We start from the raw sequence: 14,400 nt of genomic DNA, 5'->3' as shown, positions 1-14,400 counted from the left end.
CCCGGTCGCGAGACAGGGTCTCACGCCAGCCCCGGCCGGCCGTGAGCAGAAGTTCACCGGAGGGACATCGGGTGCAGCTTTGCCGTAACGAAAGATTCCTACCGTGTCATCATGCCTCGCTCACACGTCATCACCGATTGGGATCCCGAAGACACCGTGGCCTGGGCCGCCGGTAACGACAAGATCGCCCGGCGCAACCTGATCTGGTCGACCATCGCCGAACACGTCGGATTCTCGATCTGGTCGATCTGGTCGGTGATGGTGCTGTTCATGCCCGAATCGGTGTACGGCTTCACCAACGGGGACAAATTTCTTCTCGCGGCGACCGCCACCCTGGCCGGCGGCGGCCTGCGCATCCCGTACTCGATGGCCACCGCGACGTTCGGCGGCCGGAACTGGACGGTCTTCTCCGCGTTGGTCCTATTGATCCCGACGGTGGCAATGATGGGTCTGCTGGCCCATCCGGGCCTACCGCTGTGGCCGTATCTGGTGTGCGCCGCGGCGACCGGTCTCGGCGGCGGCAATTTCGCCGCGTCGATGACCAACGTGAACGCTTTCTACCCGAACCGGCTCAAGGGCTGGGCGCTGGCGGTCAACGCCGGTGGGGGCAACCTCGGGGTGCCGTTGATTCAACTGGTCGGCTTGGCGGTGCTGGCGACCGCGGGCAACCGCCAGCCGCACTGGGTGTGCGCGGTCTACCTGGTGTTCCTCGCCGTCACCGGTATCGGCGCGGCACTGTTCATGGACAATCTGGAGAACCACAAAGTCGACCTGACCGCGATGCGCTCGATCCTGCCGGCGGTCGACACCTGGATCATCGCACTGCTCTATATCGGCACCTTCGGCTCGTTCATCGGGTACTCCTTCGCGTTCGGCCAGGTGCTTCAGATCAGCTTCGTGGGCAGCGGCCAGAGTCCCGCGCAGGCCGCCCTGCATGCTGCTCAAATCGCATTCCTGGGGCCGCTGTTGGGCTCGGTGGCCCGGATCGTCGGCGGCCGGATCGCCGATCGCATCGGCGGCGGACCGGTCACCCTGGCTGCCTTCGGCGGGATGTTTGCCGCAGCGGGAGTGCTCGTCGGTGTCAGCGTCCTCGCCGATCATCGCGGCGGCCCCACGACCAGCGCCACCATGGTGGGCTACGTGATCGGCTTCGTCGCGCTGTTCATCGTCTCGGGAATCGGCAACGGCTCGGTGTACAAGATGATTCCGTCGATGTTCGAGGCCCGCAGCCACGCGCTGGGTCTCAGCGAGAGCGACCGCCGGCAGTGGTCACGGGCCATGTCGGGCGCGCTGATCGGATTCGCCGGTGCCATCGGCGCATTCGGCGGTGTCGGTATCAATCTTGCGCTGCGCCAGTCGTATCTGGCCAACGGCTCGGCGACGGCGGCCTTCTGGATCTTTATGGCAGGCTATGTCGGTGCCGCGGGCCTGACCTGGCTGAGGTATGTGCGCAGCCCCGTCCTGATCCCGCACCCGGCTCGGGCGGCGTTGGCATCGGCGTGAGCCGGCCAGACCACACCTCGCTGAGCGGCTACCGGGTCGCGGTGACCTCGGCGCGCCGCGCCGATGAGCTCTGCGCCCTGCTGCGCCGCCACGGCGCCACCGTGTGCGCCGCACCGGCGATCGCGATGATCGACTTGACGGACGATGACGAATTGCGCCGGTGTACCGAGGAATTGATCGCCGTACCGCCGGACATTCTGGTGGTGACGACCGCCATCGGCTTCCGCGGCTGGATCGCTGCCGCCGAAGGCTGGGGGCTCGCCGAAGGGCTGATCGCGGCATTGCGCTCGGCCCGCATCGTGGCACGCGGACCCAAGGCGGTCGGTGCCGTGCGCGCCGCCGGGCTGCCCGAAGAGTGGTCGCCCGAATCCGAATCGTCGGCCGCCGTGCTCGACTATCTGATCCGAGCCGGCATCATCGGCGCCCGGGTAGCGGTCCAGTTGCACGGCGCCACCGGTGGTTTCGACCCCGTTCCCGAGCTTCTCGACCTACTCCGTTCGGCAGGCTCCGAGGTGCTGCCCGTCCGGGTCTACCGGTGGCGGGCCGCCCGTCCGGGCGGGGAGTTCGACCAGCTGACCACCGAGATCGCCCAACGGCAATTCGACGCCGTCAGCTTCACCTCGGCCGCCGCGGTAGTGGCGACCCTGACGCGTGCCGGCGAGCTCGGCCTCTCCGAGGAGTTGCTCGGGGCACTGCGCTCGGATGTGCACGCGATGTGCGTCGGTCCGGTAACGGCCCGGCCGCTGGCGCTGCTGGGGGTGCCCACTTCGTCGCCGCGGCGAATGCGGTTGGGAGCGTTGGGACGTCACATCGTGGACCAGCTACCCCGGTTGCGCACTCACATTGTGTACGCCGCCGGGCACCGGATCGAGGTCCGCAGCAGTTGCGTGCTGGTCGACGGGGTGACCAAGCCGGTCTCACCCGCTGGAATCGCGACTCTGCGGGCATTGGCGCAGCACCCCGGCCGGGTGGTGTGCCGCGACGAGCTGCTGGATGCGCTGCCGGGCAACGGCAGTAGCACTCATGCGGTGGAAACCGCGGTGCTGCGGCTGCGATCCGCCTTGGGCGACAAGAACATCGTGGCGACCGTGGTCAAGCGCGGGTACCGGCTGGCGGTGGATTAGGCGACCGCCTGGTGAGCTTCCTCGAAGCGCCCGACCTGCACGTAGCCGTCCACGATCCGGGTCGGGTACACCCGGACCGAGACGCGGGGGTCATCCAGGCAGCTGCCATCGTCGAAGGCGAACGCCTGCTTCTTCAGCGGCGAGATGACCGTCAGTCGGCCACCGCGGTCACCGACGATCCCCCGCGACAGCACCGCCGCGTGGAAGAACGGGTCGACGTTGCACACCGCGTGTACCGAGCCGTCGTCGAGCCGGAACAGCGCGGCCTGCTTGCCGTTGTCGAGCAGCACGCCGACGCCGAGGCCGGGAATCAGCTGGTCGTATCGGCAGGCGGTGGTCCATGCCTCAATGTTGTGAGCGGTGATCATGCTTCCTCCTCAATGCGCAGTACCGGGATGGGCAACGGGATCTTGCGGCCGTCGCGTTCGGTGAACGCGACGGTGGGGTCTTCGGCGTCGGGGGCGTTGACGAACGACACGAAGCGTGACAGTTTCTCCGGATCGTCGAGCACCCCCTTCCATTCGTCGGTGTAGTTGTCGACGTGGCGGGCCATCGCCTCCTCGAACTCGGAAGCGAGGCCCAATGAGTCGTCGCAGACGACTTCGCGGACGTGGTCGAGCCCGCCTTCCATCGACTCGATCCAGGGTGCGGTGCGCTGCAGCCGATCCGCGGTGCGGATGTAGAACATCAGGAATCGGTCGATGTAACGGAACACCGTCTCGGTGTCGAGGTCGCCGGCCAGCAGCTGGGCATGCTTGGGCGACATGCCGCCGTTGCCGCCGACGTAGAGATTCCAGCCGAGTTCGGTGGCGATCACGCCGACGTCCTTGGCGCGCGCCTCGGCGCACTCCCGGGCGCAGCCGGACACCCCCATCTTGATCTTGTGCGGAGCGCGCAGCCCCCGGTAGCGCATCTCCAGGTCGACGGCCAACTTCACCGAGTCCTGCTGCCCGTAACGGCACCAGTCGCTGCCCACACAGCTTTTCACCGTGCGCAGCGACTTGCCATATGCCTGACCGGATTCCATCCCGGCGTCGACCAGTTTGCGCCAGATCTCGGGCAGCTGATCGACCCGGGCGCCGAACATGTCGATCCGCTGCCCGCCGGTGATCTTGGTGTACAGGCCGAACTCCTGGGCGATCTGGCCGATCAGGATCAGGTGCTCGGGCTTGATCTCCCCGCCGGGTACCCGGGGAACCACCGAGTAGCTGCCGTTGCGCTGAATGTTGGCCAGGAAGTGGTCGTTAGAGTCCTGCAGCGCGGCCTGCTCGCCTTCCAGGATGTGCTCGGATCCGGTGGAGGCCAGGATGGAGGCGACGGTCGGCTTGCAGATGTCGCAGCCGTGTCCGGTGCCGAAGCGCTCCAGCAGCTCGGAGAACGTGCGGATTCCGGTGACCTGGATGATCTCGAAAAGCTCGGCGCGGGACTGGGCGAAGTGCTCGCACAACGACTTCGACTGCTCCACGCCCTCAGCGATCAGCAGTTCTTTGAGAAGCGGGATGCAGGAACCGCACGAGGTCCCGGCCTTGGTGCGGTCCTTGAGCGCCTGCACGTCGTGGCAGCCCTCAGCGATCGCGTCGCACAACTGCGTCTTGCTGACGTTGTTGCAGGAGCAGATCTGCGCCGCCCCGGGCAGCGCGCTGATGCCCAGGGAAGTCTTGGCGCCGTCACTTGGCGGCGCGATCAGGTGCAGCGGGTCACCGGGCAGCTCGGCGCCGACCATCGGGCGCAGCACACCGTAGGAGGAGGCGTCACCGACGAGAATGCCGCCGAGCAGGGTCTTGGCGTCATCGGAGAGCACCAGCTTGGCGTAGGTGCGCTTCACCGGGTCGTTGATCACGACCGACAGCGAGTTCTCGGTGACGCCCATCGCGTCGCCGAAGCTGGCCACGTCGACACCGAGCAGCTTCAACTTGGTGGACATGTCGGCTTCACCGAACTCGGCGGCTCCCTCGAGCAGCCGATCGGCGACTACCTCGGCGCTGGTGTAGCCGGGCCCGACCAGGCCGTAGCAACAGCCCTCGATGGCGGCCACCTCACCGATCGCGTAGACGTCGGGATCGCTGGTCCGACAGGACAAATCGGTCAGCACGCCGCCGCGCTCGGCGATCGCCAGGCCGGCCTCGCGGGCCAATTCGTCACGCGGACGCACCCCGGCGGCGAAGATCACCAGCCCGGCATCGATCTCGGTGCCATCGGAGAGGCGCACCCGCAGACTGGGTGAGCCGTATTGGTGGGTGAGCTGCTCGATCGACTCGGTGCCCACGCCGACGTGCACCGCGATGCCCAGGTCGGAGATCATCCGGCTCAGCAGCATGCCACCGGCGTCGTCGAGCTGCTGTGGCATCAACCGCGGCGCCATCTCGACGATATGGGGCTGGATGCCGGAGCTACGAAGCGCATTCGCGGCTTCCAGCCCGAGCAGCCCGCCGCCGATCACCACGCCGGCGCGCGTGTGGCCGGCTTCGAGCATGCACTGGATGTCGACCCGGATGCCGTCCAGGTCGTCCAGGGTCCGGTAGACGTGGCACCCGGGCAGGTCGTGGCCCGGAACCGGCGGAACGAACGCCCGGGATCCGGTCGCCAGCACCAGGGTGTCGTAGCCGTAGCGCTGCCCGTCCGCGGCGAGCACCGACTTGCCGGCCAGGTCCAGTTCGGCGACCCGGGAGCGCAGCAGCAACCGCACATGGTCGTCGCCGGCGTAGTCGTTTCCCGGCAGCGCCAGCCGGGATCGATCCCAGCCTTCGGTGTAGGAGGTCAGTCCGACCCGGTCGTAGGCGGGATCGGATTCCTCGGCGAGCACGGTGACCCGCCAACGCCCGCTGTCGGACCGGCTGCGCAGCGCCTCGACGAATCGGTGGCCCACCATGCCGTGGCCCACGACGACCAGGTCGCGGACGGCGCGGGGCGTTTCGATCGGGGCCATGCGGATGAGATTAGGAAGCCGATATTGCCGCAGTATCGCCATGCGTTACAAGCGTGTGACGGTGTGCTCACGCACGTGTGAAGTCGTTCACCAGGGGCGCTGAACTGTGGGTTTGTTCACCGTCGGCGAACACGGAACTTTAGCGTGGTCGACTCAAGTTCTACTCGGTGACGGGTCGGCGACCGACCGGCACGCAGAGATCGATCTTCAAGAAAGGCAGCGACACCATGAGCACCCTGACCCTGTGGCAGCGTCCCTTCGACACCGACCGGTGGGTACGCGACTTCTTCGGCCCGGCGACGGCCAGCGACTGGCGGGCGCCGAGCGGGTTCAGCCCGGCCGCCGAGATCACCAAAGACGGCGACGACGCGGTGGTCCGGCTGGAGCTGCCCGGCATCGACGTGGACAAGGACGTGACGGTCGAACTCGACGGCGGCCGCCTGGTCGTCCGCGGCGAACGTCGCGATGAGCACGCCGAGACCGACGCCGAGACCAAGCGCACGCTGCGCGAGGTGCGCTACGGATCCTTCCGCCGCTCGTTCGCGGTCCCGGCACATGTCACCGGCGAGGCCGTCACCGCGTCCTACGACGCCGGTGTGCTGACCGTCCGGGTGGCCGGCGTGTACGCGGGCAGCGAGCCGCGACGGATCGCCATCACGAAGTAGGCCGGTAATCGGCGAAGGCCCGGAAAACCCCCGCACACACCGTGTGTGGGGGTTTTTCGTGCGGCGAACACGCCACCACCGCAACGTGATCTGTCTCACGTTCCGTTCCGGATATGACTAGCATCGGGTGAACGTACTGTGATCCGTAACACCTGAGGAGGCACCGGTGTCTGGCACTAGTGAACTCGCCGAACTGCACGCCCTGATTGGCGACCTGCGGCGTTGCGTGCTGGGGCTGAAAACCCGGTTCGGCGACATACCCGGGATGCGCCGCATCGAAATGGACGCCGAGCGCATCCTCACCGATGTCGAACTCCTCGAATCCGACGCCGGAGAACTCGACCTGCAGCGCTGGGCCGCCGAACGCGCCCAGGACAAGATCACCATCCCCGACACCGAGTACGACAGCGAATTCTGGCGTGACGTCGACGACGAGGGCGTCGGCGGCCAGGGCAGGTACTGACACCATCGGGTGCTGCTTGCATAGGGGCGCCCTCCGACGAATCCAGCCGAAGGGAACCCACTAGATGAGCGCACCCGCCGTGAACCGTCCTGGCACCGGCGTCTTCTCGGCGACTCGCGCCCGAATCGCGAATCGCACTCTGCGTACCGACCGCTGGTGGTTGTCGCCGCTGCGGGTGAACCTGGGCCTCACCGCCTGGGTCATCTACGCAACCGTCCGGGCGTTCTGGGGCAGCGGGTACTGGGTGTCTGACTACCACTACCTGACGCCGTTCTACTCGCCGTGTATCTGGGAGTCGTGCGTGCCCGGCTCCAGTCACCTGGGGGTATGGATCCCGTTTGCGGCGCCGTGGTGGGTCCCGATGGGCATGCTGGTGCTGCCGTTCCTGCTTGCCTTCCGACTGACCTGCTACTACTACCGCAAGGCCTACTACCGCGCCTACTGGCAGTCACCGACGGCCTGCGCCGTCCCCGAGCCGCGCGCCGGCTACACCGGCGAAACCCGATTCCCGCTGATCCTGCAGAACAGCCACCGCTATTTCTTCTACGCCGCGCTCGCGATCACGGCGCTGAACACGTACGACGCGATCACCGCGTTCTATTCGGTACATGCCAATAACGGCGCGGGCGGATTCGGCTTCGGCGTGGGCAACATCGTGCTGCTGGTCAACGTAGCGATGCTGTGGGCCTACACCGGCGGCTGCCATTCCTGCCGGCACATCTTCGGCGGCCGCCTGAATCACTTCTCCAAACACCCGGTGCGCTACTGGTTCTGGACGAAGATCAGCTGGTTCAACGGCCGGCACATGCAGTTCGCCTGGATCACGCTGGCCACCCTGGCATTCACCGACTTCTACATCTGGATGGTCTCCAGCGGCGTCATCACCGACTTCCGATTCATCGGCTGAACGCCGCAATCACACGAAGGGTAAGCGAGAATTCATGGTTGAAGTCGAACGGCACTCCTACGACGTGGTCGTGATCGGTGCCGGCGGCGCTGGCCTGCGCGCGGTGATCGAAGCCCGCGAGCAGGGCCTGAGCGTGGCAGTGGTGTGCAAGTCGTTGTTCGGCAAGGCGCACACCGTGATGGCCGAAGGCGGCTGCGCTGCGTCGATGGGCAACGTCAACGCCAAGGACAACTGGCAGGTGCACTTCCGGGACACCATGCGCGGCGGGAAGTTCCTGAACAACTGGCGGATGGCCGAGCTGCACGCCCGGGAGGCGCCGGAGCGGGTCTGGGAGCTGGAGACCTACGGCGCGTTGTTCGACCGCACCAAAGAGGGAAAGATCAGCCAGCGCAACTTTGGTGGTCACACCTACCCGCGGCTGGCCCACGTCGGCGACCGCACCGGACTGGAGCTGATCCGCACCATGCAGCAGAAGGTGGTCTCGCTGCAGCAGGACGATCACGCGGAGTTCGGTGACTACGAAGCCAAGATCAAGATCTTCCACGAGTGCACCATCACCGAATTGCTCAAAGATGAGGCCAGCGGCGCCATTTCGGGCGCGTTCGGCTATTGGCGGGAAAGCGGCAAGTTCGTCTTGTTCGAGGCGCCGGCGGTGGTGCTGGCCACCGGAGGCATCGGCAAGTCGTTCAAGGTGACCTCGAACTCCTGGGAGTACACCGGCGATGGGCACGCCTTGGCGCTGCGGGCCGGCGCGACGCTGATCAACATGGAGTTCGTCCAGTTCCATCCGACCGGGATGGTCTGGCCGCCCAGCGTGAAAGGGATTCTGGTCACCGAGGGCGTGCGCGGCGACGGCGGGGTGCTCAAGAACTCCGACGGGACCCGGTTCATGTTCAACTACATCCCGCCGGTGTTCAAAGGTCAGTACGCCGAGACCGAGCAAGAGGCCGATCAGTGGCTCAAGGACAACGACTCGGCCCGGCGCACGCCCGACCTGCTGCCCCGCGACGAGGTGGCCCGCGCCATCAACTCCGAAGTCAAGGCCGGGCGCGGTTCGCCGCACGGCGGGGTGTTCCTCGACATCGCCTCGCGCCTGACACCTGAGGAGATCAAGCGCCGGCTGCCCTCGATGTACCACCAGTTCATGCAGCTCGCCGAGGTCGACATCACCAAGGACGCAATGGAAGTCGGCCCCACCTGTCACTACGTGATGGGCGGCATCGAGGTCGACCCCGACACCGGCGCTTCGGTGGTCCCCGGACTGTTCGCCGCCGGTGAGTGCTCCGGTGGAATGCACGGCTCCAATCGGCTGGGCGGAAACTCCCTGTCGGACCTGTTGGTCTTCGGCCGCCGCGCCGGCCTGGGGGCCGCGGAATACGTGCAGAAGCTGGACAGTCGGCCGGCCGTGGCGCCGGCGGCGCTGGACGCCGCAGCCAAGCTGGCGCTGGCGCCGTTGGACCGAAGCGGCGGGGCCGCGGAGAACCCGTACACCCTGCACGCCGACTTGCAGCAGTCGATGAACGACCTGGTCGGCATCATCCGCAACGCCGGCGAGCTGGAGCAAGCGCTCTCCCGGCTCGAGGAGTTCAAGGCCCGGTTCGCCGCCGTCGCCGTCGACGGCGGCCGGCAGTACAACCCGGGCTGGCATCTGGCAGTCGACCTGCGCAACATGCTGCTGGTCAGCGAGTGCGTGGCCAAGGCGGCGCTGCAACGCACCGAGAGTCGCGGCGGGCATACCCGTGACGACCACCCCGGCATGGACTCCAACTGGCGCAAGACCCTGCTGGTCTGCCGGGCCTCGGACGACAGTGAGGTCCCCGACATCACCATCACCCCCGAGATCCGGTCCGGGATGCGCGAGGACCTGCTGGAACTGTTCGAGATCTCCGAGCTGGAGAAGTACTACACCGACGAAGAGCTGGCCCAACACCCGGGACGGAGAGCGTAATGACATACAACGCCCAGCTGCGGGTCTGGCGCGGTGACGTCGACGGCGGTGAGCTGCAGGACTTCGAGATCGAGGTCAACGAAGGCGAGGTGGTGCTCGACGTCATCCACCGGTTACAGGCGACCCAGACCCCGGACCTGGCGGTGCGCTGGAACTGCAAGGCCGGCAAGTGCGGGTCATGTTCGGCCGAGATCAACGGCTACCCGCGACTGCTGTGCATGACGCGGATGTCGACGTTCGACCCCGACCAGACCATCACCGTCACCCCGGTGCGGACCTTCCCGGTGATTCGGGATCTGGTCACCGATGTGTCCTACAACTACGAGAAGGCCCGCGAGATGCCGGCATTCAAGCCGCCGGCGGATCTCAAGCCCGGCGAGTACCGGATGCAGCAGCGGGACGTGGAACGCTCCCAGGAATTCCGCAAGTGCATCGAGTGCTTCCTGTGCCAGAACGTCTGCCACGTCATCCGCGACCACGAGGAGAACAAGCCGCGGTTCGCCGGGCCGCGGATGTTCATCCGATTGGCGGAGTTGGACATGCACCCGCTGGACACCGCCGACCGCCGCGACTTCGCCCAGGACGAGGCCGGCCTGGGGCTGTGCAACATCACCAAGTGCTGCACCGAGGTCTGCCCGGAACACATCACGATCACCGACAACGCCATCATTCCGATGAAGGAGCGGGTGGCCGGGAACCGCTATGACCCGGTGGTCTGGCTCGGCCGAAAGATCTTCCGCCGCAAGCCCGACTGAGCATGCAGACGACCACACTGGGTCGAAGCGGCCTCCAGGTCTCGCGCTTGGCGCTGGGCACCTGGGAGTTCAGCGGTGCGTGGGGTGACGTCGACGAGGACAACGCGATCGCGATCGTCCGCCGGGCCCGCGAGCTGGGATTCAACTTCTTCGACACCGCCCACGAGTACGGGTTCGGAACGGCCGAGCGCATTCTCGGCACCGCGCTGCGACACGACCTGGACCACGCCCGCGACGAGGTGCTGATCGCCACCAAGGGTGGCTTGCGCGAGACCGACGACGGACCGGTCCGCGACGCACGGCCCGAATGGCTTCGCCACGACGTCGACACCAGCCTGGCCGCGCTCGGCGTCGATCACATCGACCTCTATCAGGTGCACTGGCCCGACCCGGCCGTGCCGGCGGCCGAAACCGCCGGCGCGCTGGCCGATTTGGTGGCGACCGGCAAGATCCGCCACGTCGGGGTGTCGAACTACGACGCCGAGCAGATCGCGGAGTTCTCGGCCACGCTGCCGGTGGAAACCGTCCAGCCGCCGTTCAACATGTTGCGCCGCGGACTGCAGGACACCTTGTTCCCCTACTGCCGCGACCACGACATCGGCGTGCTGGTCTACGGTGCGCTGGCGCACGGCCTGTTGACCGGGGCCATCACCTCCGACAGCAGTCTCGCCGCCGACGACTGGCGGGCCCGAAGCGGCATCTTCACCGGCGACGACTTCGCGCGCAACTTGAAAGTCGTTGCGGGACTTCGGTCGCTGGCTTCAGATCTGGGTGTCACGCTGAGCCAGCTCGCGCTGGCCTGGGTGCTGGCGCAGCCCGGGGTGCATGTCGCGATCGTCGGCGCCCAGCAGGCCGGCTATCTGCAGGACAGTGCCGCGGCCGTGGACCTGGATTTAAGTCCCGATGACCTGGCCGCGATAGCGCAGATCCTGGCCCCGGCGGCACCGCTGGGCGGTCCCTACCCGGAGATGTGGAGGGAGTTCCGCTCCTAAGTGCCGACGAACGTCATCGGGTGGTGGTGAATCCGGGTTCCGTTGTGCAGTCCGTTGAGGACGTCCATGTCGTCGTCGCTGAGTTCGAAGTCGAAAACGTCGAAATTCTCGACGATCCGGTGCGGCTTCGACGAACGCGGCGTGACCACGTTGCCCAGCTGCAGGCTCCACCGGATGAGCACCTGCGCCGGTGACCGGTCGTGCTTGGCCCCGACCGCCTTCACCGTCGGGTTGTCGATCACCCGAACGATGATGTGCCGTTCGCCGAACCCCAGCGGGCTGTGCGCCTCGGTGACGATGCGGTGCTGGTCGTGGAACCGGCGCAGCTCCCCCTGGTTGAGAAGCGGGTGCAGTTCGACCTGGTTGAGTGCGGGCGCCACCGAGGTCTCGTCGACCAACTCGGTGAGCAGATCCTCGGTGAAGTTGCAGACACCGATCGAGCGGACCAGGCCCTCCTCGCGGGCGTGGATCATGGCCTGCCAGCTGTCGAGGTACTTGCCGACCTGCGGAGCCGGCCAGTGGATCAAGTACATGTCCAGGTAGTCCAGCCCGAGCTTGTCGATGCTCTCGCGGCAGGCGTCCAGCGTGCTGGCGTAACCCTGCCGGGACGTCCCGAGCTTGGTGCTGACGAACAGCTCCTCGCGCGGCACCCCGGACTTCTCGATGGCGCGTCCCACCACGGCTTCGTTGCCGTAGGACGCGGCGGTGTCGATCAGCCGGCAGCCGTTCGCCAAGGCCGCCGATATGGAGGCCTCGGTCTCCTTGTCGGAGAGCTTCGCGACCCCGAGGCCGAGGACGGGCATGGCCGTCCGGTCATTGAGGGTGATCTGGGGAATCGGGTCCGTATCGACCCGGGCGTTCTCAATTGCGTACGCAATCGTCATCTTTTCGACCTACACATTCGGTTACTTTGCCGTCATCAGTTACGTTCCGCGCTATTGCGACGCCGCTGGCACAGAGCGGATTTGCACGCTCCGTTATACCGATGTGATCAAACAGAGGTCAAAGCGTGATAGGCGACAATTGCCCTGCCGCGGTGAATTCAGTCACAATTCAAGTGCGCGTCACGCTACTGCGAAATCGGCCCGAGACCGCCCTCGCGCTGCAGCGTTGCGATGAATTCGTCGGCGATACCCGGCGCCGCGGCGATGATCGCGTCCGCGCTGTCGATCTCGGGGCCGGGCAGCACCAGCCGCGCACCCGCCTCCGCCGCGATCAGCGATCCCGCCGCGTAGTCCCACGGCTTGATCCCGTGCTCGTAATAGACGTCGAGGCGCCCGGCAGCCACCATGCACAGGTCCAGCGCCGCTGATCCGATCCGACGCACGTCGCGCACCATCGGCAGCAGCCGCGCCAGCAACTGGGCCTGCGCTGCTCGGCGCCCGCGCGAATACCCGAACCCGGTACCCAGCAGCGCCACCGACAGCTCGGAGACGTCGTTGCAGCGCAGCGCGGCCGTGCCGCCCCGGTCCGTGACCTGGGCGCCCAGCCCGCTGGCCGCCGAGTAGATCCGGTCACCGACCACGTCGGCGACTGCGCCGGCCACCGAGGTCCCACCGATCTGGGCCGCCACCGACACGGCGTACGCGGGCACGTCATACATGAAGTTGACGGTCCCGTCGATCGGGTCGACCACCCAGGTGACGGCGCCGGGTTCTCGTCCCGAGACATCGCCGGAGCCGCCGCCTTCTTCTCCCAGCACCGCATCGCCGGGCCGCAGCTGCGTCAGCCGGTCGCGAATGAAGCGCTCGGTCTCGGTGTCGACCACCGTCACCGGATCGGTCGGAGTGCTTTTGGTTTGGACCAGGTCGTGGGCCGAGCCGGCCGCTTCCGCGCCGAACACCTCGGCGCGGCGCCGCCGCACGAATTCCGCCGCCTCGGCCACCAGCGTCTCGGCCGTGGACCGCAACTGCCCGGGGTCACTACTGAGAGTCGCCATCTGCCCATAGCAACACATCCGCGGCGAGCATTGCATCTTCGGCGAAGGCGCCGGGGGGCGTCGTGAACTTCTGGTATAGTCGAACGCATGTTCGAGTCGTCGAGGTCGGGACCGCCGTCGCCGGCGTCGGTGGCGCAGTTCAGTGCGTGGTTTTCGCAGCGCCATCCTGCGACGACGCCGGAGTCAGCGGCCTTGGTGGATCAGATCTGCGCCTCGGCGCGGGCGGAGAATCGCGCGGCGGCGGCGCACCTGGTGGCGATCGGGGAGTTGTTTGCGCTGCGGTTGAGCCGGTGCGGCGAGACCGAGGACTGGGCGATCGACACCGCCGCGGCGGTCACCGCCGAAGTGGCCGCGGCGTTGCGGATCAGCCAGGCGCTGGCCGGCAGCCGACTGCGGTATGCCCGGGCGATGTGCGAAGAGTTGCCCAAGGTCGCCGAGGTGTTTCGGGCCGGCGATATCGACCTTCGACTGTTTCAGACCATCGTCTATCGCACCGAGTTGATCACCGACCGTGAGGTGTTAGCCGCCGTCGATGCCGCGTTGGCGCTGCAGGTGCCGCGGTGGGCGTCGCTGACCGCGGCCCGGCTGGCGGGCAAGATCGACAAGATCGTGGCCAACGCCGACGCCGATGCGGTGCGGCGCCGCAAAGAACGCCAGGCGGGGCGCGAAATTGCGTTCTGCGATCAACAGGGCGGGATCTCCGAGATCTACGGCAGCCTGTTCACCACCGACGCCCGCGCTCTGGGCAAGGCCTTGGATGCGTTGGCGGCCACGGTGTGCGAGCACGACCCGCGCAGTCGTGATGAGCGCCGCTCCGATGCCCTGGGGGCGCTGGCCGCGCGAGCGGATCGGCTGGGCTGCCGCTGCGGGCGCCCCGATTGTGCCGCGGGAAAACGCCCGGGCGCCGCACCGGTAATCATTCACGTGATCGCCGAGCAGGCCACTGTCGAGGGCACCGGGATCGAACCGGGCTGGATGGTCGAAGCCAATGGGCTGGTGCCGCCAGAGATGGTCGAAGAACTCGCCCGCTCAGCACGCCTGGTGTCATTGGTCCACCCCGGTGATGCCCCGCCCGAGCCGGGTTATGCGCCCTCGGCAGCATTAGACGGTATGGGGGGCTGGGGCCTCACTCACATGTGAACGTGGGTTGCCGACAGGAAATGGGTCCTGGCCGGTAG

The 14,400-nt window shown here is 67.0% G+C and carries 12 protein-coding genes and 1 pseudogene; 9 read left to right on the top strand and 4 right to left on the bottom strand.

Annotated features, from left to right (window positions below; genetic code table 11):
* Nucleotides 1–111: 111 nt before the first annotated feature.
* Nucleotides 112–1,503, top strand: coding sequence for a nitrate/nitrite transporter (locus tag A5648_RS02660; protein ID WP_065023065.1), 1,392 nt, complete (start codon nucleotides 112–114; stop codon nucleotides 1,501–1,503).
* Nucleotides 1,500–2,627 (top strand): uroporphyrinogen-III synthase, encoded by a 1,128-nt coding sequence (locus A5648_RS02655; protein ID WP_065023064.1) that lies wholly within the window; start codon nucleotides 1,500–1,502, stop codon nucleotides 2,625–2,627. Before A5648_RS02660 ends, A5648_RS02655 begins: the two co-directional genes overlap by 4 nt.
* On the opposite strand, the gene nirD is transcribed toward A5648_RS02655, so the two are convergent.
* Nucleotides 2,624–2,995 carry a nitrite reductase small subunit NirD gene (nirD, locus tag A5648_RS02650; RefSeq protein ID WP_065023063.1) on the bottom strand — a complete coding sequence of 124 codons (372 nt, stop codon included), beginning with the start codon at nucleotides 2,993–2,995 and terminating at the stop codon, nucleotides 2,624–2,626. The genes A5648_RS02655 and nirD overlap by 4 nt on opposite strands.
* On the bottom strand, nucleotides 2,992–5,553 hold the full coding sequence (gene nirB, locus A5648_RS02645; protein ID WP_082966297.1) for a nitrite reductase large subunit NirB: 2,562 nt from the start codon (nucleotides 5,551–5,553) through the stop codon (nucleotides 2,992–2,994). Before nirB ends, nirD begins: the two co-directional genes overlap by 4 nt.
* Nucleotides 5,554–5,780: 227 nt before the next feature.
* Here nirB and A5648_RS02640 point away from each other — a divergent pair, with 227 nt between their 5' ends.
* The 6 genes from A5648_RS02640 to A5648_RS02615 all read left to right on the top strand — a co-directional run bounded on the left by A5648_RS02640 (nucleotide 5,781) and on the right by A5648_RS02615 (nucleotide 11,283).
* A complete protein-coding gene (locus tag A5648_RS02640; RefSeq protein ID WP_065023132.1) occupies nucleotides 5,781–6,218 on the top strand; it encodes an Hsp20/alpha crystallin family protein in 438 nt (145 codons plus the stop codon).
* Between the two features lie 166 nt (nucleotides 6,219–6,384).
* Nucleotides 6,385–6,681: a hypothetical protein gene (locus A5648_RS02635; protein WP_065023062.1), complete on the top strand. Its 297-nt coding sequence runs from the start codon at nucleotides 6,385–6,387 to the stop codon at nucleotides 6,679–6,681.
* Nucleotides 6,682–6,745: 64 nt separating this feature from the next.
* Nucleotides 6,746–7,588, top strand: coding sequence for a hypothetical protein (locus A5648_RS02630; RefSeq protein WP_065023061.1), 843 nt, complete (start codon nucleotides 6,746–6,748; stop codon nucleotides 7,586–7,588).
* Nucleotides 7,589–7,622: 34 nt separating this feature from the next.
* Nucleotides 7,623–9,536, top strand: coding sequence for a fumarate reductase/succinate dehydrogenase flavoprotein subunit (locus A5648_RS02625; protein ID WP_065023060.1), 1,914 nt, complete (start codon nucleotides 7,623–7,625; stop codon nucleotides 9,534–9,536).
* On the top strand, nucleotides 9,536–10,291 hold the full coding sequence (locus A5648_RS02620; RefSeq protein WP_065023059.1) for a succinate dehydrogenase/fumarate reductase iron-sulfur subunit: 756 nt from the start codon (nucleotides 9,536–9,538) through the stop codon (nucleotides 10,289–10,291). Before A5648_RS02625 ends, A5648_RS02620 begins: the two co-directional genes overlap by 1 nt.
* Nucleotides 10,292–10,293: 2 nt before the next feature.
* Complete coding sequence (locus A5648_RS02615; RefSeq protein ID WP_065023058.1) at nucleotides 10,294–11,283, top strand: aldo/keto reductase; 990 nt, start codon at nucleotides 10,294–10,296, stop codon at nucleotides 11,281–11,283.
* Here the strand turns inward: A5648_RS02615 and A5648_RS02610 are convergent.
* The gene (locus A5648_RS02610) at nucleotides 11,280–12,167 is read right to left on the bottom strand and encodes an aldo/keto reductase (RefSeq protein ID WP_065023057.1); all 888 of its coding nucleotides are present in this window, start codon (nucleotides 12,165–12,167) and stop codon (nucleotides 11,280–11,282) included. The two genes, A5648_RS02615 and A5648_RS02610, sit on opposite strands and share 4 nt — an antisense overlap.
* A 185-nt stretch (nucleotides 12,168–12,352) precedes the next feature.
* The gene (locus tag A5648_RS02605) at nucleotides 12,353–13,222 is read right to left on the bottom strand and encodes an inositol monophosphatase family protein (protein WP_065023056.1); all 870 of its coding nucleotides are present in this window, start codon (nucleotides 13,220–13,222) and stop codon (nucleotides 12,353–12,355) included.
* An 87-nt stretch (nucleotides 13,223–13,309) separates the two neighbouring features.
* Here A5648_RS02605 and A5648_RS02600 point away from each other — a divergent pair.
* A pseudogene (locus A5648_RS02600) lies at nucleotides 13,310–14,326 on the top strand (13E12 repeat family protein); the annotation flags it as partial.
* Nucleotides 14,327–14,400: the final 74 nt, after the last annotated feature.

This window comes from Mycolicibacter sinensis (assembly GCF_001673565.1).
Lineage (GTDB): Bacteria > Actinomycetota > Actinomycetes > Mycobacteriales > Mycobacteriaceae > Mycobacterium > Mycobacterium sinense_C.
Note: the sequence above shows the minus strand (reverse complement) of the source record. Positions and strands in the feature narration are given on the sequence as shown.